Consider the following 20,569-nt stretch of genomic DNA (forward strand, 5'->3'; position numbering starts at 1 on the left):
CCAAAACAAGACGCAAATCTGTAGCTCAACTACATAGCCAATCAAAGATGCCGCGACACCACAAAACATGAGGTGGTACGCAAGCATGTGACGAACAGGCAGGGCTGCGCCGACCGGGCGCGGCACGCGCGAACGGTCGGCAGGCAAGGAAGACGGGAGATGGACGCCGGGCCGTCACGCGGCGCGGCGGAGACCCCTCAGGCCGGCGGGCACCGCCCGCCGTGACGCGTCAGGCGTCGGCCTGCTCGAGCGCCAGCGAGGCGCCGGAAAGGGCTGCCAGCGTGTCGGTGATGAGGGAGGTGGGAATGCCGTCGACGAAGGTGTGCAGACGCCCCTTGGCCTCGAAGCGGGCACGGAATTGCGACTTGAAGAAGTAGTCGCCCAGGCGCGGCACGATGCCGCCGCCAATGAAGACGCCACCGCGCGAACCCAGCGTCAGCGCCACGTTGCCGGCGAAGCTGCCCAGCAGGCCGCAGAACAGCTCCAGCGTGCGAGCGCAGGCCGGCGATTCACCGCTCAAGCCGCGCGCGACGATCTGGTCGGCCGGCAGAGCGGCCACATCCTCACCCTGCCCCAGCGCGGCGGCCACCGAGCGGCACAACACGGGCAGACCGATGCCGGACAGGAAGCGCTCGGCCGACACGTGCGGAAACTCCTTGCGAGCCGCAGCCAGCACGGCGCTTTCGAAATCGTCGCCCGGCGCCAGCGTGGCATGGCCACCTTCGCCCGGCAGCGTCAGCCACAGGCCGGGCGCGCGGATGACACCGCCCACACCCAGCCCCGTGCCCGGGCCGATGACCGCCAGCACCGTGCCCACGGGCACCTCACCGGTCACCGCAGGCGCGTCGCCCCACGCACGCAGCTGATGGGCCTGCAGCCGCGGCAGCGACAAGGCCTGGGCCTCGAAGTCGTTCAGGCACAGAAAGGTCTTCAGGCCCAGCTCCGCCTGCGTGCCGGAGCGGGAGAAATCCCAGGCGCCGTTGGTCAGCGCGATGCGGTCGCCACGCACGGGCGTGGCCAGCGCGAACGCGGCACTTTGCGGCGCAGGCTCGCCGGCCGGCTTGCCGGCGAGGTAGGCCCGCACGGCCGCCGCGGGGCCGGCCGTGCCCGCCACCGACAGCACGCGAACATCCTCCACTGCTGCGCCGGGGCCAGGCACCGTGCCAAAGCGGGCGTTGGTGCCGCCGATGTCAGCTACGAGCCAGGGATAAGGCGCGCTCATGCCTGCACTCCGCAGAGCAGTGAGAAAGGATGAAAGTTCAGAGGAAGGGCTTGGGCAGACACTGGGCAAAAGGGTGAAATTTCGGCGCGGCGGACGGTAGCAAAACTACATCACTTTCACAATACAGGCTCACCCCAGCGGTCAGAAAACGGTCCGGGAATCGCTTTCATCATTCCCCATGTTGCCCTTCTCCCTGGGGAAACTCGACTGCAAAACTGGCTGTAGTGAAGCTACAACCGGTTCCGCGCCTCCGGCCGCCCTGCCCCTCCCGGGCGCCCTCACCGGCCTGCTGAATAATCCGCCGGTTTCCCTCCTTCCTGGTTTCCCGCCCCGCGCCCATGCCCCGTTTCGACAGCCCCCGACTGCTTGCCGACATCGGCGGCACCTATGCCCGCTTCGCACTGGAGACCGGCCCCGGCGAATTCACGCAGATGGCCTCGCTGCGCTGCGCCGACCATGCCGACTTCCACGCCGCCGTGCGAGCCTATCTGGCGGGACTGAGCTGGCAGGACGGAGCACCGCAGCAGATCGCTCACGCCGCCATCGCGATAGCCAACCCGGTCGAGGGCGACCGGGTTCGCATGACCAACTACCACTGGCAGTTCTCCATCGACGAGATGCGCCAGCGCCTGGGGCTGGACACCCTCGTCGTCGTCAACGACTTCACGGCGCTGGCCATGGCACTGCCGCGACTGGCCGAGGTGGATGTGCGCCAGGTCGGCGGCGGCCAGGCGCGCCGCCCCAGCGTCATCGGCCTGCTGGGCGCCGGCACGGGCCTGGGCGTGTCGGGCCTGATCCCGGCCGGCGAAGGCTGGATCGCGCTGGGCACCGAGGGCGGCCACGTCAACTTCGGGCCACGCGACCAGCGGGAGATGGACATCCTGAAGTTCGCCTGGAAAACGCTGGACCCGGCCTTCGGTCATGTGTCCTACGAACGCCTGATCTCCGGCCCCGGCCTGGAACTGATCTACCGCGCGCTGGCCGACCGCAACGGCGTGGCCGACGCACCTGCACTCCTGGCGCCCGCCATCACGCAGAAGGCGCTGGACGACCATGACGCACTGTGCCTGGAGACGCTGGAGGTCTTCTGCGGCCTGCTCGGCACCGCCGCGGCCAACCTGGCCGTGACGCTGGGATCGCTGGGCGGCATCTACATCGGCGGCGGCATCGTGCCGCGGCTGGGCGAGTATTTCGACCGCAGCCCGTTCCGCGAGCGCTTCGAGGACAAGGGGCGTTTTCGCGAGTACGTGTCGGCCATCCCGACCTTCGTCATCACGGCCGAGCATGCGACGTTCAAGGGCGCGTCGGCCATCCTCGAGAACCAGCTGCGCAACCTGCAGGCGTCGCCCGGCTCGGCCATCCTGGGCCAGATCCGCCGCGCGCGCAGCGAGCTGTCGCCGGCCGAGCTGCGCGTGGCCGACCTCGTGCTGGCCCAGCCGCGCTCGGTGCTGAACGACCCCATCGCCGAGATCGCCCGCGCCGCCGGCGTCAGCCAGCCCACGGTCATCCGCTTCTGCCGCTCGCTGGGCTGTGAAGGCCTGTCGGACTTCAAGCTGCGCCTGGCCTCCGGCCTGACGGGCACCGTGCCGGTCACGCACACCCAGGTCAACACCAACGACTCCATGCTGGAGCTGGGCGCCAAGGTGCTGGGCAACACGGCCAGCGCCATCCTGCAGGTGCGCAGCCACCTGAACCGCGACACCATCGACCGCGCGACCGAGATGCTGCTGGCCGCCGGCCGCATCGAGTTCTTCGCGCTGGGCCACTACAGCGTCGTCGCGCAGGACGCGCAGTTCAAGTTCCTGCGCTTCGGCATGCCCTGCGGCGCCTACACCGACCCGCGGCTGCAGCTGCTCGCGGCCGACGTGCTGCGCGAGGGCGACGTGGCCGTCGTCATCAGCAGCGGCGGGCGGCTGCCTGAGCTGCTGAACGTCGTCGAGCGCGCGCAGGAGCGCGGCGCCAAGGTCGTGGCCATCACGGCCAGCCAGAGTCCGCTGGCCAAGAAGGCCGACGTGACACTGATCGTCGACCACGTCGAGGACATCGAGACCCACCTGCCGATGGTCAGCCGCATCCTGCACCTGCTGGTCATCGACATCCTGGCCGTGGGCGTGGCGATGCGCCGCAATCCCGAGAGCATTGCGGCGCTGGGCGACGGCGCCGAGGAAGACGTGAGCAAGCCAACACGCGGCGCGAGCACAGCGGCGCCGGGCGTCAGCATGGCGTCGCCGCTGGCGCGGCTGACATCGCACAGCCGCTGAACCTGGCAAGCAAGTCCTGACCCCACGCGCCCTGCCGGCGCGTGCATGACTTTCGCCAAGGTCTTTTTCACTCACGAGGATGCGTCGCATTCGGCCCTGACGCGTCCGGCTTCTTGCTACCCTGCGGCGCGCTCATCAATCAAGCCGGCCCGTTTGATCCGGCCGCCGTCCAAAGGGCTCAGACCCCGACGTCCTGGGAGAGACATGAAAAAGGCTTCGTTCCTGAAACGCTGGCGCCTGCGCCTGATCGTCGTGGCGGTGCTGGCCACGGGCGCCGCCGGCTGGTGGTTCACGCACCCGACGCCGCCGCCCCCACCGCCGCCCACCGGCGTTGTCGCCTTGGCGGACGTGACCCAGGCCGTACAGGCCGCCGGCGTGCTGCAGGCCAAGACCAAGGTCGACGTCGGCGCTCAGGTCAGCGGCCAGATCCAGACCATCCACGTCGAGCTGGGCCAGCAGGTCAGGAAGGGCGACCTGCTCGTCAGCCTCGACCCCGACCTGGCGCGCAGTGACGTGGCCCAGGCCGAGGCCGCCGTCGCCCAGGCCAGCGCCGCGATCGACGCCCGCCGCATCGACGCCGACGCCGCGCGCCGCGAACTGAAGCGCCAGCAACGCCTGCTGGCCGGCCAGGCCACGTCGGGCAACGAGGCGGAAAAGGCCGAGATCGAGCTCGCCAAGATCGAGGCCGACCTGCGCGGCCAGGCCGCCAACCTGCAGCGCCTGCAGGCCGACCTGGACAAGAAGAAGGTCAACCTTTCCTACACGCGCATCACGGCGCCGATGAACGGCACCGTCGTCAACCTGCCGGTTCAGGTGGGCCAGACGCTGATCTCGGTGCAGGTCACGCCGGTCATCCTGACGCTGGCCGACCTGGACACCATCACCGTGCGCACCAAGGTGCCCGAGGCCGACATCCAGGCCATCAAGGTGGGCCAGGTGGCACGCTTTTCGACGCTGTCGGGCGAAGGCAAGCGCTACGAAGGCAAGGTGCGCGTCATCCAGCCGGTGCCGGAGCGTGCGGGCAACGCGGTGTTCTACAACGTGCTGTTCGAGGTCGACAACCGCGACCGCGCGCTGTTCAGCGACATGACCGTGCAGGTCGACATCGAGACCGGCTCGGTCAGGCAGGTGCTGACCATGCCCATCGTCGCCTTGGGCGAGCGCGGCAAGGACGGCCGCTTCACGGTGCAAGTGCTGGACGCAGCGAACAAGCAGACGCCGCGCCAGGTGAAAGTGGGCCTGCAGGACGGCGCCAAGGTGCAGATCCTCGACGGGCTGAAGGCCGGCGAGAAGGTGTTGCTGGCGCCGCCGAGCGGGCCGGACGCGGCGGCATCGGCGGCCAGCGCGGCCAGCAGCTGACATGGCCCTCATCGAGCTGAAAGACGTCGCCCGGCACTACCAGCTGGGCGAGATCGACGTGCCTGCGCTGGACGGCGTCAGCTTGTCCATCGAGGCCGGCGAGTTCGTCGCCATCATGGGCCAGTCCGGGTCCGGCAAGAGCACGCTGATGAACGTGCTGGGCTGCCTGGACAACCCCACCCGCGGCCGCTTCGTCATCGACGGCAAGGACGCCGGCACGCTGGGCCCGGACGAGCTCGCCGCGCTGCGCCGCGAGCGCTTCGGCTTCATCTTCCAGCGCTACCACCTGCTGCCCCACCTCGACGCCCGCGCCAACGCGGCGCTGCCGGCCGTCTACGCCGGCGTCGGCGCAGGCCCGCGCGCGAGCCGCGCCCGCGCGCTGCTGGAGCGCCTGGGCCTCGGCGAGCGGCTGCACCACCGGCCCAACGAGCTGTCCGGCGGCCAGCAGCAGCGCGTCTCCATCGCGCGCGCGCTGATGAACGGCGGCCAGATCATCCTGGCCGACGAGCCCACCGGCGCACTGGACTCGGCCTCCGGCGCCGAGATGCTGCGGCTGCTGAAGGAGCTCAACGAGCGCGGCCACACCATCATCCTCGTCACGCACGATGCCGCCGTGGCCGCGCACGCGCGCCGCGTCATCGAGCTGAAGGACGGCAAGGTCGTCGCCGACAACGGCACGCCGGCAGGCCACGTGCCGCCCACCGAACTGCCCAGCGACGCACCGCCGGTCAAGGAGGGCGGCGCGCTGCGCCGCATCCAGGTGCAGTGGCGCGAGGCCGTCACGACCGCGCTGCTGGCGCTGAAGGGCAACCGGCTGCGCACGGCGCTGTCGATGCTGGGCATCAGCATCGGCATTGCATCGGTGGTCAGCATCGTGGCGCTGTCGTCGGCGGCGCGATCCTCCATCGAGGGCGACGTGGCCAGCATGATGTCGGGCCGCATCCCCGTCTGGCGCGGCAACCCGGCGCTGCCGCCGGGGGCCGTGCCCAAGCCGTTCGGCCCCCACGAGATCGAGTCGCTGCGAGCGCTGGAGGGAGTCAAGGGCATCACGCTGAACCGGCAACTGCAGCTGACCGCCCGCCACGCCTCGCGTGACGCGATGCTGGAGGCCGTCGGCGGCGACCCCAACACGCTGCGCGCCCGCAAGCTCAAGGTCGTGCAGGGCCGCTACTTCAGCACGATGGACTTCGAGACGCGCAGCCAGGTCGTCGTGCTGGACGAGAAGGCCCGCGACGCGCTGTTCAAGAAGAACGAGTCGCCCGTAGGCCAACTGGTGTTCGTCAACCCGACCATCGGCCAGCCCGAGGTGGCCCCCGGCGTGGCGCCACCACCGGTCGCCGCCCTGCCCTTCACGGTCGTCGGCGTCGTCGCACCCGAGGGCGGCGCGTTCAGTTTCGGCAGCTGGCTGCCGCAGCTCTACCTGCCGCACACCACGTTCTCTCGCAAGCTGGACGCCCGCGCGGACGTCGACAACTTCGACGTGCTGCTGGACCTCAGCGTGCCGCCGCAGCAGGTGCGTGCGCAGATCATCCACCGGCTGAAGGCGCTGCACGGTGCCGAGGACTTCGGCACCTGGAACGGCGAGGAGGAGTTCCGCAAGTTCCAGAGCGTGACGAGCGCGATGGCCGCGCTGTTCGCCGGCGTGGCCGCCATCTCGCTGCTGGTGGGCGGCGTGGGCGTCATGAACATCATGCTGGTGTCGGTGTCGGAGCGCACCCGCGAGATCGGCATCCGCATGGCCGTCGGCGCGCGCCAGGGCGATGTGCGGCTGCAGTTCCTCATCGAGGCCGTCGTGCTCTGCTGCCTGGGCGGCCTCGTCGGCGTGCTGCTGAGCTGGCTGGCCGCGCAGGTGCTGAATGCGGCGCAGGACCACCTGAAGGTCATCATCAGCTGGGCCGCTCTGGGCGTGGCGTTCGCGGTGTCCAGCGGCGTGGGGCTGGTGTTCGGCACGCTGCCGGCACGACGCGCGGCGGCGCTGAGCCCCGTCGACGCTCTCGCACGGGAATGAAGAACATGAAGACAAGACTGACGCTGATCGCCCTCGCCGCCGGGCTGCTTGCGGGCTGCGCGACCGGCCCCGCCACGCAGTCGCCCGACGTGCCTGCGCCGACCACCTGGAGCCTCGCCGGCGGCGACACGGCGCCCGACTGGGCCGGCCTGCTGGACCCGACGCTCGCCGCGCTGCAGGCCCGCGCACTGGCCGCCAACCGTGACATCGCGCTGGCCGCGCAGCGCTGGAGGCAGTCGCAGCTGCTGGCCGAGCAAGGCGCGCTGCGCTGGTCGCCCAGCGCCAGCCTGTCTTACAACGCCAGCCGCCCCGTCGAGACGCAGAGCACGACGCGCAACATCGACATCGGCGGCGTGACCGTGCCCGTCACCACGTCCACCGGCTGGAGCCGCAGCTACGGCGCGTCGCTGGGCGTCGGCTACGAGCTGGACCTCTGGGACCGCCTGGGCCAGGCCAACGCCGCGCAGCGCGCCAACGCCGAGGCCGCGCGCACCGACATCGAGGCCGCTCGGCTGTCCATCCGCAGCCAGGTGGCCGAGGCCTACTGGAATCTTGCCGCCATCCGCGCACAGCGCCCGCTGGCCGAAGCCCAGCTCGCCATCACGCGCGAGACGCTGGAGTTGACGCGGCAACGCGTGCGCGAAGGCAAGCTGCTGCCGGTCGAGCTGGACAAGATCGCCGTCGACCTGCAGGCCGCCGAATCGCGCCTGGCCGACCTCAGCGCCGACGCGCAGTTGCAGCGCCACATCCTGGCCCTGCTGCTCGACGAACCCCTGCCCGGCCCCATGCCCGACGCCGCGCTGCCCACCGGCGAGCCGCCCCGCTGGCGGCTTACCGAACCCGCCGACGTGCTGGCCCGCCGGCCCGACGTGCAGAAGGCACGCCTCTCGGTGGATGCGTCGCTGGCCCGGCTGCGCGCCAGCGAGGCCGACCGCTACCCGCGGCTGAGCTTCTCCGCCGCGTTGAGCACCGGCGGCTCCCAGGCGAGCGACTGGCTGTCGCAGCCGCTGGCATCGTTCGCCGCCAACCTCGTCGTGCCGATGATCGACTGGCGGCGCCTGGCCCTGCAGCGCGACGGCGCCCGCAGCGAGCTCGACACGGCTGCGCTGACACTGCGCGACACGCTGCAGCGCGCGCTGGCCGACATCGAGACCCAGCGCATCGAAGCCGAGCGGCTGTCCCAGCAGCTCGCCGCCAACGCCGGCCGGCTGCGCGAGGCGACCGAGAACGAACGCCTGGCCGCGCTGCGCTACGACGTCGGCGCCATCAACCGCGCCGACTGGTTGCAGACCCGCAGCGCACTGCTGGACGCCCAGCAGACCCGCATCCGGCTGCAGGCGCAGCAATGGGTGCGGCAGGCGGCGCTGTTCAAGGCGCTGGGCGGCGCGTGAGCGGACGGCTGAACGTGCTGTTCATCTGCAGCCGCAACCAGTGGCGCAGCCCCACGGCGGAGCAAGTCTTCCGCCGCCACCCGGCGCTCAATGTGCGGCCGGCCGGCACCAGTGCCAGCGCGCGCAAGCAGGTCGGCGCGGCGGACCTGGCCTGGGCCGACGTCATCCTCGTCATGGAAACCAAGCACAGGTCGCGGCTGACGCAGGACCACGCCGGGTTGCTGGCCGGTAAAGCCCTGCACGTGCTGGACATCCCCGACGACTATCGCTTCATGGACGCCGAACTCGTTGAACTGTTGCAGCAAGCCGTCCCGCCGCTGCTTGATTTACGCTGACGGCATGCACTCGACTTTCTTTGCGCAGCGCCGCGCGCTGCTGACCGCGCTGGCCGCCACGGCCATCACGCCCTGGGCCTCGGCCGCCACGCCTGTGCAGGGCTACAAGGTTGTCCACACCTACCCGCACGACCCCGACGCGTTCACGCAGGGCCTGTTCTTCCACGAGGGCTTTCTGTACGAGGGCACCGGTCTGCGCGGGCGCTCCAGCATCCGCAAGGTCGAGCTGGAGACCGGCAAGGTCCTGCAGCAGGTGGACCTGCCGGGCGAGGTGTTCGGCGAGGGCATCACGCTGTGGGGCGACCGCATCATCGGCCTGACCTGGCAGGAAGGCATCGCCTTCGTGCTGGACCTCAAGACCTTCAAGCTGTGGCGCAAGTTCAACTACGCCGGTGAGGGCTGGGGCCTGACGCACAACGGCAAGGAGCTCATCATGAGCGACGGCACGCCCGAGCTGCGCTTCCTGGACCCGTTGAGCTTCAAGGAGCTGCGCCGCGTGAAGGTCACGGCCGATGGCCGCCCCATCGACGAGCTCAACGAATTGGAATGGGTGGACGGCGAGGTCTACGCCAACATCTGGCAGACCGACCGCATTGCCCGCATCAACCCCAAGACCGGCAACGTGACCGGCTGGATCGACCTGACCGGCCTGCTGCCGCAACGCCGCAGCAGCGACGACGTGCTCAACGGCATCGCCTACGACGCCAAGACCAAGCGGCTGTTTGTCACTGGCAAGCTGTGGCCGAAGCTATTCGAGATTCAGTTGACGAAGGCGCGCTGAGACCTACGTCGCCTCACCAGCGGCCTCGATCCAGATCGTCTGGCCGGGGTGGTGCTCGCGGATCGTGTCGAGCGCATCCGCCGGCACGCCGCCACCCAGCTCGTAGATGAAGCGGCTCAGGCGGGCATCACCGAGGTCGAGGTACGCGGTGTCGCCGATCGCGTCGGCGCCGCACCAGATGGCGTCGTCCGCACGGGCGGTTTGAAGGGCCTGGGTCAGACCGTTGGCAGTGATTGCAAGGAAGACAATCGCCGCAGTGTGCCCGTGCTCAACGGCAGACGTCGCTCCCCTGGTCGAAAACGATCTCCCAGCCGCCGGTGGCCTTGCGTCGCCAGACGGACTGGAAGCGCGCCACGAGCTTGCCGTCGGCGTCGGTGACGGGGCCGCTGCTCTGCGCGAGATCGCCGCTGGGCAGCACGGCGACGAGGTCCGGCGCCCAGGAGAACGGCGCCTTCGGGCCGTCGAAGAACTTCTGCCACGCTGCCATCACGGCCTCCGGGCCGCGCAGCGGCGTCTTGCCGTTCAGGAAGATGGTGTCCGGCGCCAGGAATCGCCTGAATCCGTCAGCATCGCGGTTCGCCATGCGCGCCGCGAAGGCGATCTCGGTGGCCGTGACCTCGGAGACGCGGCGGTTGATCTCCTCCGGCGCCGGCCAGCCGGCCCGTGAGGCGGCGCTGGCCGCGGCAGGCAGCGCGGCGGTGGCGAGCAGGGCGTGGCGGCGGGTCGTCATGGCAGCGTCTCCATGTAGGGAGACCGAGCATGCCCGCGCCGCTGCGCCATGTCTCAAGTCATCAGAACGCCGCGATGCCGGTCTGCGCGCGGCCCAGGATCAGCGCGTGGATATCGTGGGTGCCTTCGTAGGTGTTCACGACTTCCAGGTTGACAAGGTGGCGGGCGATGCCGAACTCGTCGGAGATGCCGTTGCCGCCCAGCATGTCGCGCGCCATGCGGGCGATGTCCAGGCTCTTGCCGCAGCTGTTGCGCTTCATGATGGACGTGATCTCAACGGCCGCCGTGCCCTCGTCTTTCATGCGGCCCAGGCGCAGGCAGCCCTGCAGGCCCAGCGTGATCTCGGTCTGCATGTCGGCCAGCTTCTTCTGCACCAGCTGGTTGGCCGCCAGCGGCTTGCCGAACTGGGTGCGGTCCAGCACGTACTGGCGCGCCGTGTGCCAGCAGTCCTCGGCCGCGCCGAGCGCGCCCCAGGCGATGCCGTATCGGGCGCTGTTCAGGCAGGTGAACGGGCCCTTGAGGCCTCGCACCTCGGGGAAGGCGTTCTCCTCGGGCACGAAGACCTTGTCCAGCACGATCTCGCCGGTGATGGAAGCGCGCAGCCCCACCTTGCCGTGGATGGCCGGGGCGCTGAGGCCCGGCGCGCCCTTCTCCAGCACGAAGCCGCGGATCTGGCCACCGTCGTCCTTGGCCCAGACGACGAACACGTCGGCGATGGGGCTGTTGGTGATCCACATCTTGGCACCCGTCAGCTCGTAGCCGCCAGGCACGGCACGGGCGCGCGTGACCATGGAGCCTGGGTCGGAACCGTGGTTGGGCTCGGTCAGGCCGAAGCAGCCGATCCACTCGCCGCTGGCCAGCTTGGGCAGGTATTTGCGCCTGGTCGCCTCATTGCCGAACTCGAAGATCGGCACCATGACGAGTGACGACTGCACGCTCATCATCGAGCGGTAGCCCGAGTCCACGCGCTCCACCTCCCGGGCGATGAGGCCGTAGCTGACGTAATTCAGCCCCGCGCCGCCGTACTCCGCGGGAATGGTCGGGCCCAGCAGGCCCAGCTCGCCCATCTCGCGGAAAATGGACGCGTCGGTCGTCTCGTGGCGGAAGGCGTCCAGCACGCGCGGGCGCAGGCGGTCGCGGCAGTAGGCCGCCGCCGCGTCGCGCACCATGCGCTCGTCGTCGTTGAGCTGCTCGTTCAGCAGCAGCGGGTCGTCCCAGTGAAAGCTTGCCTTGTGGGCCATGGCGGTCTCCTCGTGATCGGTGGCGCCCACGGGTTGTGGGTCGAGCGCGTATGACGCGCAGTATTCCCCTGCCGGCCGATTCGTGTCCAATTCAAGAATCGACTTCGACGATTCACCATGACTATCGAAACCTCTGGCGCGCCCCGCTCGATGGAATTCCGCCACCTGCGCTACTTCCTCGCGCTGGCCGAGGAGCTTCACTACGGCCGCGCCGCGCAGCGCCTGGCCATCTCGCAGCCACCGCTGTCCGTGGCCATCCAGCAGCTGGAGGCCAGCGTCGGCGCGCGGCTCTTCGACCGCGACAGCAAGGGCGTGCGGCTGACGCCGGCCGGTGCGGCCTTCCGCGACAGCGCACAGACGCTGCTGGACCGCGCCGAAGACGCCTGCGCACTGGCTCGCGACGTTCAGGCAGGCGAGGTCGGGCGCCTGCGGTTGGGCTTCGTCGGCTCGACGCTGTTCAACGGGATGTCGGCCTGGCTGCAGGCCTTCCAGGCCAGCCACCCCAAGGTCGAGGTCGTCGTCATCGAGCTGAACTCACAGGATCAGATCGACGCACTGCTGGGCGAAGAGCTGGACCTGGGCCTGGTCCACACCGACCGCCTGCCGCCCGCGCTCGCCTCCCAGCCACTCTACGACGAACCCTTCCTCGCCTGCCTGCCGGCGGGCCACCCACTGGCAGCGCTGGAGCGCATCCCGCTGGCGTCGCTGAGCGACCAGCCCTTCATCCTCTTCTCCCGCAAGGGCTCGCCGGACTACCACGCCCGCATCGTCGAGATCTGCCGCAGGCAGGGCTTCTACCCGCGGCTGCAGCACGAGGGCCGGCACTGGCTGTCCGTCGTGTCGCTGGTCTCGCAAGGGCTGGGCGTCAGCATCGTGCCGGCGGCCTTTCAGCGGGCGGGCATTCAGGGCGCAGCATTCAGGCCGCTGGCCGAAGCCATCGACGCGTCGGCGGTGTTCGCGGCGTGGCGACGCGATTCGGCCGGCGTGCTGAGAGAGCAATTCCTGGCCACCCGCCCGGGTGCCGCGCTGCGCGCCTGATGCGCGCCCGGCACGCTGCGACATCGCGCGGTGTGCACGATGCCCGAACCCACGTACCGGATTACGGCTTCACGCCCTCGGGCGTATTTCTCGGGAATGCTGCCCCTGGGCCAGGAACTCGCCCACCCTAGGGTCTACCCGTGCTTGAATGACGGTTTTGGGCGTGTCGTCTCACCGGGGGCGGCGCCGCTCGCCGAACAACGACACGCCTCGACACCCGCCGACTCCCATGCGGACCGGGGCGGCTTGGAGACCATCATGGCCCTTCTCAGGCAGCTTGCAGGCCGCGCCCTGGCCACCACCTTCGCGGCCGCCGCCCTGGTGGCTGGCGCGCACGCCCAGATCATGATCGGCCAGACCGCCGGCCACACCGGCGCCGTCGCGTCCAGCGTGAACGAGGCGACGCAGGGCGCCAAGATGTACTTCGACATCGTGAACGCCAGCGGTGGCGTCAACGGCCAGAAGATCACGCTGGTGGTGATGGACGACCAGTTCGACCCCAAGCTGGCCGCTGCCAACGCGAAGAAGCTGATCGACCAGGGCGTCCTTGCCCTCTTCCTGACCCGCGGCACGCCCCACACGCAGGCCATCATGCCGCTGCTGACCGAGTACAAGATTCCGCTCGTCGCGCCGTCCACCGGCGCAATGGTGCTGCACAAGCCCGTCCATCCGTGGCTGTTCAACGTACGCGCCACCTACCAACGCGAGGCGGAGCGCGCCATCGAGCACCTGAGCCTGATCGGCGTGCAGCGCATCGCCATCCTGCAGGTGGACGACTCCTTCGGCGACGACGCCGTGCAGGGAGCGCTGGCCGGCCTGGCCAAGACGAACAAGACGGCGGTCGCCCACGAAAAGTACGACCGCACCAAGCCCGACTTCGGCCCCATCATGCCCAAGCTGCTCGCCAGCCAGCCGCAGGCGGTGATATTCATCGGCTCAGGTTCGGCGGTCGTGCAAGGCATGAAGGCAGTGCGGGCGACCGGTTCGACGGCACAGCTGGTCACCCTGTCCAACAACGCGTCGGCCGGCTTCATCAAGGACCTGGGCGACGTCGGCCGCGGCGTCATCGTGAGCCAGGTGTTTCCGTACGAACGCTCGATGGCCAAGCCCGTCATCAAGGAGGCGGCAGAGGCTGCCAGCCATGCCAAGGTGGAGCTAACGCCATCGACAGTGGAAGGCTATGTGTCGGCCAAGGTGCTGGTGGAAGGCCTGAAGAAAGCCGGCAAGCAGCCCACGCGGCAGAGCCTGCGCGCGGCGCTGGAAAGCCTCAGTCACATCGACCTCGGTGGCATCGAGATGGGCTACGGCCCGAACGACCACACGGGGCTGGACTACGTCGACCTGGCCATCGTGGACCAGTCGGGCAAGTTCCGCCGTTGATGCGCAGCCGGTGCCGAGCCGGCATGCCCGGCACGGGCCACGCCGGGCTGCGCGACCTGCGCGTCCGCAAGTGCTGCTGGACATCCGACCCGGTGACGGGCCGGCGTGCCACCGTGAACCGGGAAATGCTCGACTTCGTTTTCGACGGCAGCCACTATCAGCCGAACCCCTGAGCGCAAGTCAACCGCCAACGATTGAAGCAACTGGAGACCGCACATGAACCGCTTGCGCCAAGACAGCTGCCGAATCCTTGCCGCCGCCCTGATCGCCACCGGCCTGCTGGGCACCGCCCGGGCGGACATCACCATCGGCCAGACCGCGGGTATGACCGGGCCCGTGGCCGGCAGCGTCAAGGAATCGACCACCGGCGCCACGCTGTACTTCAACGCCGTCAACGCCGAGGGTGGCATCAACGGCGAGAAGATCCGGCTGCTGTCGATGGACGACAAGTTCGACCCCAAGCTGGCTGCCACCAACGCCAAGGCGCTCATCGACAAAGGGGTGATGGCTCTGTTCCTCACCCGCGGGACGCCGCACACCCAGGCCATCGTGCCCCTGCTGAACGAGTACAAGGTGCCGCTGGTGGCGCCCTCGACCGGCGCGGCGGCGCTGCACAAGCCCGTCATTCCGTGGCTGTTCAACGTGCGTGCCAGCTACCAGCGCGAAGCCGAGCGGGCCATCGAGCACCTGAACAGATCGGCTCGACCCGCATCGCCATCGTGCAGGTCAATGACTCGTTCGGCGACGATGCGGGCGCTGGTGCGCTGGCCGGGCTCGCCAAGGTAAAGCTTCAGGCGGTCGCGCTCGAGAAGTTCGAACGCGACAAGCCGGTGTTCGGCCCCGTCATCGCACGGGTGCTGGCCAAGCAGCCCCAGGCGGTGCTGTTCCTCGGCTCGGGCACGGCGGTGGTGGACGGCATGAAAGCGGTGCGGGCCGGCGGCTCGACGGCGCAACTCGTCACGCTGTCCAACAACGCCTCGGCAGGCTTCATCAAGGATCTCGGCCCCACGGGCCATGGCGTCATCGTGAGCCAGGTGTTCCCGTACGAGCGCTCCATCGCCAAGCCCATCATCAAGGACGCCCAGCAGGCCGCCCGCAAGGCCGGCGTGGAACTGACGCCGAGCATGGTGGAAGGGTACGCCGCGGCCAAGGTGCTGGTGGAAGGCCTGAAGAAGGCTGGCAAGCAGCCCACGCGCGACAGCCTGCGCAAGGCGCTGGAAGGCTTGAGCCGCTACGACCTGGGCGGCATCGAACTCGGCTATGGCCCCAATGACCACACCGGCCTGGACTACGTGGACCTGGCCATCGTGGACCAGAACGGCAAGTTCGTGCGCTGAGGCGGCGCGGCCGGCCACTCAGCGGGCGACCGGCAGCGCGCCCGCTGCGGGGTGGCGCCTGGCCTCCCGCGCGGCCCAGGCGACCAGGTGGCCGCGCGAGATCGCCAGCGCCAGCAGCCCCGCCGTGCAGCCGAGCAGCAGCACCAGGGTCAGCACCGAGGCCTCCAGCCCGTAGGCGCCGCCGGTGAGCCAGGCGGGGCCTTCGAGCTGGCCGGTAACGAGGCCGACGCTGCGCTCGTGGCCGGACACCGCGATCGAGAAAACGCTGCCGAGCGTGAAGTTCCAGCCCACGTGCAGGGCCAGGCACAGCCAGATGCGTCGCGTCGCCAGGTAGGCCGCGCCAAGCATCGCGCCGGCCACCACGGCGATCAGCATCGCCAGCCCGCCCGCGCCGTTGCCGGGCAGATGGGCCAGGCCGAACAGCAGCGAAGAGAGCCCGAGCGCCGGCCAGCTGCCCAGGGAGCGCTCCAGCAGGCGCAACAGCACGGCGCGCATCAGCAGTTCCTCGAAGGTGCCGACGAAGAGCATCTGCGCGAAGGCGGCGACCAGGCCCGGCGCGCCGGCGTTGAAGGCCTCGTAACGGTAGTTGCCCAGCACCGCCAGCCCGCCCACCACCAGCGCGACGAGGGCCGCACCCGTGGCCAGCCCGACACCGGCTTCCGCCGGCGCCGGCCGCAATGCCAGCTCGGCCACCGCACGCCGCTCGACAAGCCTCACGTACAGGGCATACGCCGCCAGCGCGGCCAGTGCGCCGCACAGGCTCGGCCAGCCGGCGTGCAGGCTGCTGCCCCGGGTCTGGTCACTGACGAACTGCGCCGTCAGGCCGCCGGCCAGCGCCGTCGCGAACAGGGCGATGAACAGGCGGACGATCGTGAAGTCGAGCAGACGCCGCAGGCGCGAAGAAGAGGCGGGAATGGACATGAAGGTGCGGGGCTGTTGGGACGGGTCGGACTGTAGGGGCGGGCCGGTGCGCCACGGTGCTTGCGCCGACAGGCCGTCTTGCGGCCGGCATGCAATGCGCCGGCGCCCGACAGGCGGCGCTGCCGGGCGCGAGTTGACAGTCAGTTGGAATTAACCGACACCACGACCTTCCAGGCAAAGCTATGGTGCCGCCCGCCATGCCTTCCACCGCCTCGCACCCCACCGCGCCCCGACTCTGGGACATCTCCCCGGTCGTCGCGCCCGACGCGCCCATCTTCCCGGGCGACGAGCCCTACCGTTTGAACTGGACGGCGCGCCTGGGCCCTGGCTGCCCGGTCAACCTCAGTGCCATCACGATGTCGCCCCACGTGGGCGCGCACGCCGACGCGCCGCTGCACTACGCCAACGATGCGCCGGCCATCGCTGACGTGCCGCTGGACACCTACCTCGGCCGCTGCCGCGTCATCCACGCCCTCGGCGCGGCGCCGCTGGTCACCATCGAGCACCTGCAGCACGCCGAAGCCGGCCTGCCCCCGCGCGTACTGGTGCGCTGCTGCGAGCGTGCCGACGCGGTGTGGAACCCTGCCTTCACGGCCTACGCGCCCGAGGCCGTCGAATGGCTGGCCGCGCGCGGCGTGAAGCTCATCGGCATCGACACACCCAGCGTCGACCCGGCCGACTCCAAGGTGCTGGACAGCCACCAGCAACTGCGCCGGCTGGACCTGCGCGTGCTGGAGAACCTGGTGCTGGACGACGTGCCCGAGGGCGACTATGAATTGATCGCCCTGCCACTCAAACTCCAAGGCGCCTGTGCCAGCCCGGTGCGCGCCATCCTGAGGGAACTGGGGCCTATTGAGGCATGAATCACCCCCACGTGAGGCCCCGCATCGGGCCAAATCTAGGCGCAAGGCGGAGCCGGGTTCAATACCAGCCGAGCACTTGCAACAACGAGTTGGCCCGATGCGGGGCCTCACCCTCCGGGCTGGGAGGCGGCAGGGCGCAGCGCGTTGTTGCAGCCCTGGCCCAGGCGTCCAGCCTGGGCCAGGGCTGCGCCTAGCTCTGCGCCCTGCCGCCTCCCAGCGTGGGGGCGATTCACACCTCAAAAGGCTCCTATGAATCTCGACGACGCGAACCGGCTCGATGCCGCCGACCCGCTGCGCAGCCTGCGCGAGCTGTTCACGCTACCTGACGGCGTCACCTACCTGGACGGCAACTCGCTGGGGGCGCTGCCCCGCGCCACGCCCGAGCGCATCCAGCGCGCCGTGGAACAGGAGTGGGGCCAGGGCCTCATCAAGAGCTGGAACACCGCCGGCTGGATCGACCTGCCGCGCCGCCTGGGCGACCGGCTGGCGCCGTGGCTGGGCGCGCGCCCGGGCGAGGTGCTGGTGGCGGACTCCACCTCCGTCAACCTCTACAAGGTGCTGCACGCGGCGTTGCAGATGCAGCAGGGGCAGCGCAAGGTCGTGGTCAGCGAACGCAGCAACTTCCCGACCGACAACTACATCGCGCAGAGCGTCGTGCGCGCCCACGGCGGCGAGCTCATCCTGGCCGAAACGCCGGAAGACATCCCGCCGCTGCTGGACGAGCGCTGCGGCGTGCTGATGCTGACGCACGTGAACTACCGCACCGGCCGCATGCACGACATGGGCCTGCTGACGCGCTGGGCCCACCAGGCCGGCGCGCTGGCCGTGTGGGACCTGGCGCACAGCGCCGGCGCCGTGCCCATCGACCTGCTGGGCAGCGCGGCCGACTTCGCCATCGGCTGCGGCTACAAATACCTCAACGGCGGCCCCGGCGCGCCGGCCTTCGTCTGGATGCACCCGCGCCACGAAGGCCAGGTGTGGCAGCCGCTGACCGGCTGGCTGGGCCACGCCCACCCGTTCGACTTCGACAGCGAGTACCTGCCCGCACCCGGCATCCAGCAATACCAGTGCGGCACCCCCGCCCTGCTGTCCATGACCGGCCTGGACACGGCGCTGGACGTCTACGACGCCGCCCAGAAGCTCGGCGGCATGAAGGCGCTGCGCGCCAAGTCGCTGGCGCTGACGGAGGCCTTCATCGGCGCCGTGGAGGAGCGCGTGCCAGGTGCCGTCATCGCCACGCCGCGCGACGCGGCGCAGCGGGGCTCGCAGGTGTCATTCGCCTTGCCGCGCGGTACCGACGGCTACGCGGTGATGCAGGCGCTGATCAATCGCGGCGTCATCGGCGACTTCCGCGCCGGACACCCCGAACTGCTGCGCTTCGGCTTCGCGCCGCTGTACAACGGCTTTGCCGACGTGGTGCGCGCGGTCGACGCAATCGCCGACATCGTCACGACCGGTTCCTGGAACGCGCCGCAGTTCACCAGCCGCGCCAAGGTTACCTGACCGATGACGAACCTTGAACACCACGGCGCCCAGCTCGACTTCTCGAAGGACATGAGCTACGGCGACTACCTGCAGCTCGACGCCATCCTCAGCGCCCAGAAGCCGCTGTCGCCCGACCACAACGAGATGCTCTTCATCGTGCAGCACCAGACGTCGGAGCTGTGGATGAAGCTGATGCTGCACGAGCTGCAGGCCGCTGTCGCGAACGTCGCTGCCGACCGCCTGCCCGAGGCCTTCAAGATGCTGGCCCGGGTGTCGCGCATCATGGAGCAGCTCGTCCACGCCTGGGACGTGCTGGCGACGATGACGCCGCCCGAGTACAGCGCCGTGAGGCCCTACCTCGCCAAGAGCAGCGGCTTCCAGAGCGCGCAGTACCGGCGTATCGAGTTCATGCTGGGCAACAAGAACCCGGCGATGCTCAAGCCCCACGAGCACCGCCCCGACCTGCTGGCCCAGGTGCAGGCGGCCTTCGAGGCCCCGTCGCTGTACGACGAAGTGCTGAAGCTGATGGCCCGCCGCGGCATCCCCGTGCCGGCCACGAACCTGGACCGCGACTGGACCCACCCCCACGCGGCCAGCGACGGCGTCAAGGACGCCTGGCTGACCGTCTACCGCGCACCGCAAGCCCACTGGGACCTGTATCAAATGGGCGAGGAGCTGGTGGACCTGGAGGACGCCTTCCGCCTCTGGCGCTTCCGCCACGTGACGACGGTCGAGCGCGTCATCGGTTTCAAGCGCGGCACCGGCGGTACGGGCGGCGTCAGCTACCTGCGCAAGATGCTGGACGTGGTGCTGTTCCCGGAGCTGTGGGCCTTGCGGACGGAGCTGTAAGGCCGCTTGTCGATCTGGCAGGGCGTCGTTCGTCGTCCTTGATCCCGTCAACCAAGAACCTGCCATGTCTGCCTGGACGAAAACGCTGCGCGCGCACTACCGCTGGGTCATCGTGGCCGCGGGTGGGCTGCTGGGCTGCGTGGCGATCGGCGCCCTCTTCTCGCTGCCGGTGCTGCTGCGTCCCATCGCGCTGGACACCGGCTGGTCCACGACCGGCATCTCCACCGCGATGACCGTGGCTTTCGCGGCGATGGCTGTCGGCAGCATGGGCTGGGGTGCGCTGTCGGACCGAATCGGCCCCCGCAAGGTGGTGCTGGCCGGTGCGCTGCTGCTGGCCGCCGGCCTCGCGCTGGCCAGCACGGCGGCGTCGCTGCCCGCCTTCCAGCTTTGCTTCGGCGCGGTCGTCGGCATCAGCACTGCGGCGATCTTCGCGCCGCTGATGGCCTGCGTGACCGGCTGGTTCGACACGCGCCGCAGCCTGGCCGTGTCGCTGGTGTCGGCCGGCATGGGCATGGCGCCGATGACGATGTCGCCGCTGGTCGCCTGGCTGGTGCAGGCGCACAGCTGGCGCACGTCGCTGCAGATCGTCGCGGCCATCGTCGGGATCGTCATGGTGCCGGCCACGCTGCTGGTGCGCCGCCCGCCCGCGCTGGCACAGCCCGCGTTGGGCGGGCCGGCGGAAGGACCCGGCATGACGACCGGCCAGGCGCTGCGCTCTGCGCCCTTCCTGATCCTCGTGCTGACGAGCTTCCTGACCTGCGCGACGCACTCCGGTCCGATCTTCCACACGGTCAGCTATGCCGTCACCTGCGGCATCCCGCTGATGGCGGCCGTGTCCATCTACAGCCTGGAAGGCCTGGCCGGCATGGCCGGGCGCCTCGTGTTCGGACTGCTGGGCGACCGCTTCGGCGCCGCGCGCACGCTGGTGGTGGCGCTGCTGGCACAGGCCGTCGTCGTGCTGGGCTATCTGCAGGCGCGCGAGCTGGGCAGCTTCTACACGGTGGCCGGCCTGTTCGGCTTCACCTACGCCGGCGTGATGCCGCTGTTCGCCGTCATCGCGCGCGAGAACTTTCCGCTGCGCATGATGGGCCTGGTCATCGGCGGCACCGCGATGGCCAGCAGCGTCGGCATGGCGCTGGGGCCGGTACTGGGCGGGCTGATCTACGACTCGTCCTCCAGCTATGCCTGGCTGTTCATCGGCGCGTTCGCGCTGGGCCTCGGCGCCTTCCTCTCCGCGCTGGCGTTCACGCGGCTGCCGCGGCAGGCACTGCCAGCCGCGGCCTGAGCCGGGCGGATACCGGCTCCTACAATCCGCGTCACCCCTTTTTTATGACTCCGCGCCCACCCGGCGCGGGTCGCATCACAAGGT

The 20,569-nt window shown here is 69.8% G+C and carries 17 protein-coding genes and 1 pseudogene; 14 read left to right on the plus strand and 4 right to left on the minus strand.

Going from position 1 to position 20,569, the window contains the following annotated elements; all coding sequences use genetic code 11:
• Positions 1 to 229 precede the first annotated feature (229 nt).
• Positions 230 to 1,222: a glucokinase gene (gene glk / locus ACG04R_RS22715; RefSeq protein ID WP_394415909.1), complete on the minus strand. Its 993-nt coding sequence runs from the start codon at positions 1,220 to 1,222 to the stop codon at positions 230 to 232.
• A gap of 338 nt (positions 1,223 to 1,560) precedes the next feature.
• Between glk and ACG04R_RS22720 the strand changes: the two genes are divergently transcribed.
• From ACG04R_RS22720 to ACG04R_RS22745, 6 genes are all read left to right on the plus strand, one after another.
• Positions 1,561 to 3,483, plus strand: coding sequence for a glucokinase (locus ACG04R_RS22720; protein WP_394415910.1), 1,923 nt, complete (start codon positions 1,561 to 1,563; stop codon positions 3,481 to 3,483).
• 204 nt (positions 3,484 to 3,687) lie between these two features.
• Entirely contained in the window at positions 3,688 to 4,842 is a 1,155-nt protein-coding gene (locus ACG04R_RS22725; protein WP_394415911.1) for an efflux RND transporter periplasmic adaptor subunit, read from the plus strand.
• Position 4,843: 1 nt separating this feature from the next.
• Positions 4,844 to 6,850 (plus strand): ABC transporter permease, encoded by a 2,007-nt coding sequence (locus ACG04R_RS22730; protein WP_394415912.1) that lies wholly within the window; start codon positions 4,844 to 4,846, stop codon positions 6,848 to 6,850.
• A 5-nt stretch (positions 6,851 to 6,855) separates the two neighbouring features.
• Positions 6,856 to 8,241 (plus strand): TolC family protein, encoded by a 1,386-nt coding sequence (locus ACG04R_RS22735; RefSeq protein ID WP_394415913.1) that lies wholly within the window; start codon positions 6,856 to 6,858, stop codon positions 8,239 to 8,241.
• Positions 8,196 to 8,576: a low molecular weight protein tyrosine phosphatase family protein gene (locus tag ACG04R_RS22740; RefSeq protein WP_394415914.1), complete on the plus strand. Its 381-nt coding sequence runs from the start codon at positions 8,196 to 8,198 to the stop codon at positions 8,574 to 8,576. Before ACG04R_RS22735 ends, ACG04R_RS22740 begins: the two co-directional genes overlap by 46 nt.
• 4 nt (positions 8,577 to 8,580) lie before the next feature.
• Complete coding sequence (locus ACG04R_RS22745) at positions 8,581 to 9,357, plus strand: glutaminyl-peptide cyclotransferase (protein ID WP_394415915.1); 777 nt, start codon at positions 8,581 to 8,583, stop codon at positions 9,355 to 9,357.
• Between the two features lie 268 nt (positions 9,358 to 9,625).
• Here ACG04R_RS22745 and ACG04R_RS22750 read toward each other — a convergent pair whose 3' ends face one another.
• Both ACG04R_RS22750 and ACG04R_RS22755 read right to left on the minus strand, forming a co-directional pair.
• Positions 9,626 to 10,087: a YybH family protein gene (locus tag ACG04R_RS22750; RefSeq protein WP_394415916.1), complete on the minus strand. Its 462-nt coding sequence runs from the start codon at positions 10,085 to 10,087 to the stop codon at positions 9,626 to 9,628.
• Positions 10,088 to 10,148: 61 nt separating this feature from the next.
• Positions 10,149 to 11,327 carry an acyl-CoA dehydrogenase gene (locus ACG04R_RS22755; RefSeq protein ID WP_394415917.1) on the minus strand — a complete coding sequence of 393 codons (1,179 nt, stop codon included), beginning with the start codon at positions 11,325 to 11,327 and terminating at the stop codon, positions 10,149 to 10,151.
• Between the two features lie 150 nt (positions 11,328 to 11,477).
• On the opposite strand from ACG04R_RS22755, the gene ACG04R_RS22760 reads away from it, so the two are divergent.
• The 4 genes and pseudogenes from ACG04R_RS22760 to ACG04R_RS22775 all read left to right on the plus strand — a co-directional run bounded on the left by ACG04R_RS22760 (position 11,478) and on the right by ACG04R_RS22775 (position 15,082).
• Complete coding sequence (locus ACG04R_RS22760; RefSeq protein WP_394416000.1) at positions 11,478 to 12,365, plus strand: LysR family transcriptional regulator; 888 nt, start codon at positions 11,478 to 11,480, stop codon at positions 12,363 to 12,365.
• A gap of 258 nt (positions 12,366 to 12,623) precedes the next feature.
• Positions 12,624 to 13,745 carry an ABC transporter substrate-binding protein gene (locus ACG04R_RS22765; protein ID WP_394415918.1) on the plus strand — a complete coding sequence of 374 codons (1,122 nt, stop codon included), beginning with the start codon at positions 12,624 to 12,626 and terminating at the stop codon, positions 13,743 to 13,745.
• Positions 13,746 to 13,768: 23 nt separating this feature from the next.
• A complete protein-coding gene (locus tag ACG04R_RS22770) occupies positions 13,769 to 13,918 on the plus strand; it encodes a hypothetical protein (RefSeq protein WP_394415919.1) in 150 nt (49 codons plus the stop codon).
• 151 nt (positions 13,919 to 14,069) lie between these two features.
• Positions 14,070 to 15,082 (plus strand): annotated as a pseudogene (locus ACG04R_RS22775) (ABC transporter substrate-binding protein).
• Between the two features lie 18 nt (positions 15,083 to 15,100).
• Here ACG04R_RS22775 and ACG04R_RS22780 read toward each other — a convergent pair.
• Positions 15,101 to 16,003, minus strand: coding sequence for a CPBP family intramembrane glutamic endopeptidase (locus ACG04R_RS22780; RefSeq protein WP_394415920.1), 903 nt, complete (start codon positions 16,001 to 16,003; stop codon positions 15,101 to 15,103).
• 197 nt (positions 16,004 to 16,200) lie between these two features.
• On the opposite strand from ACG04R_RS22780, the gene kynB reads away from it, so the two are divergent.
• From kynB to ACG04R_RS22800, 4 genes are all read left to right on the plus strand, one after another.
• Positions 16,201 to 16,866, plus strand: coding sequence for an arylformamidase (gene kynB, locus ACG04R_RS22785; protein WP_394415921.1), 666 nt, complete (start codon positions 16,201 to 16,203; stop codon positions 16,864 to 16,866).
• Positions 16,867 to 17,115: 249 nt separating this feature from the next.
• The gene (kynU, locus tag ACG04R_RS22790; protein ID WP_394415922.1) at positions 17,116 to 18,369 is read left to right on the plus strand and encodes a kynureninase; all 1,254 of its coding nucleotides are present in this window, start codon (positions 17,116 to 17,118) and stop codon (positions 18,367 to 18,369) included.
• A 3-nt stretch (positions 18,370 to 18,372) separates the two neighbouring features.
• Positions 18,373 to 19,200, plus strand: coding sequence for a tryptophan 2,3-dioxygenase (gene kynA / locus ACG04R_RS22795; protein WP_394415923.1), 828 nt, complete (start codon positions 18,373 to 18,375; stop codon positions 19,198 to 19,200).
• Positions 19,201 to 19,264: 64 nt separating this feature from the next.
• Complete coding sequence (locus ACG04R_RS22800) at positions 19,265 to 20,485, plus strand: MFS transporter (RefSeq protein WP_394415924.1); 1,221 nt, start codon at positions 19,265 to 19,267, stop codon at positions 20,483 to 20,485.
• Positions 20,486 to 20,569 lie beyond the last annotated feature (84 nt).

The sequence above is a fragment of the Pelomonas candidula genome, from assembly GCF_043555985.1.
GTDB lineage: Bacteria > Pseudomonadota > Gammaproteobacteria > Burkholderiales > Burkholderiaceae_C > Pelomonas > Pelomonas candidula.

Excerpts from the sequence above, each read along its gene's own strand:
- ACG04R_RS22750 (WP_394415916.1), bottom strand. The coding sequence starts at position 10,087 with ATGACGACCCGCCGCCACGCCCTGCTCGCCACCGCCGCGCTGCCTGCC.
- kynA (WP_394415923.1), top strand. The coding sequence starts at position 18,373 with ATGACGAACCTTGAACACCACGGCGCCCAGCTCGACTTCTCGAAGGAC.
- ACG04R_RS22755 (WP_394415917.1), bottom strand. The coding sequence starts at position 11,327 with ATGGCCCACAAGGCAAGCTTTCACTGGGACGACCCGCTGCTGCTGAAC.
- kynB (WP_394415921.1), top strand. The coding sequence starts at position 16,201 with ATGCCTTCCACCGCCTCGCACCCCACCGCGCCCCGACTCTGGGACATC.
- kynU (WP_394415922.1), top strand. The coding sequence starts at position 17,116 with ATGAATCTCGACGACGCGAACCGGCTCGATGCCGCCGACCCGCTGCGC.
- ACG04R_RS22760 (WP_394416000.1), top strand. The coding sequence starts at position 11,478 with ATGGAATTCCGCCACCTGCGCTACTTCCTCGCGCTGGCCGAGGAGCTT.
- ACG04R_RS22770 (WP_394415919.1), top strand. The coding sequence starts at position 13,769 with ATGCCCGGCACGGGCCACGCCGGGCTGCGCGACCTGCGCGTCCGCAAG.
- ACG04R_RS22780 (WP_394415920.1), bottom strand. The coding sequence starts at position 16,003 with ATGTCCATTCCCGCCTCTTCTTCGCGCCTGCGGCGTCTGCTCGACTTC.
- glk (WP_394415909.1), bottom strand. The coding sequence starts at position 1,222 with ATGAGCGCGCCTTATCCCTGGCTCGTAGCTGACATCGGCGGCACCAAC.
- ACG04R_RS22765 (WP_394415918.1), top strand. The coding sequence starts at position 12,624 with ATGGCCCTTCTCAGGCAGCTTGCAGGCCGCGCCCTGGCCACCACCTTC.
- ACG04R_RS22740 (WP_394415914.1), top strand. The coding sequence starts at position 8,196 with ATGGGTGCGGCAGGCGGCGCTGTTCAAGGCGCTGGGCGGCGCGTGAGC.
- ACG04R_RS22735 (WP_394415913.1), top strand. The coding sequence starts at position 6,856 with ATGAAGACAAGACTGACGCTGATCGCCCTCGCCGCCGGGCTGCTTGCG.
- ACG04R_RS22745 (WP_394415915.1), top strand. The coding sequence starts at position 8,581 with ATGCACTCGACTTTCTTTGCGCAGCGCCGCGCGCTGCTGACCGCGCTG.
- ACG04R_RS22720 (WP_394415910.1), top strand. The coding sequence starts at position 1,561 with ATGCCCCGTTTCGACAGCCCCCGACTGCTTGCCGACATCGGCGGCACC.
- ACG04R_RS22800 (WP_394415924.1), top strand. The coding sequence starts at position 19,265 with ATGTCTGCCTGGACGAAAACGCTGCGCGCGCACTACCGCTGGGTCATC.
- ACG04R_RS22725 (WP_394415911.1), top strand. The coding sequence starts at position 3,688 with ATGAAAAAGGCTTCGTTCCTGAAACGCTGGCGCCTGCGCCTGATCGTC.
- ACG04R_RS22730 (WP_394415912.1), top strand. The coding sequence starts at position 4,844 with ATGGCCCTCATCGAGCTGAAAGACGTCGCCCGGCACTACCAGCTGGGC.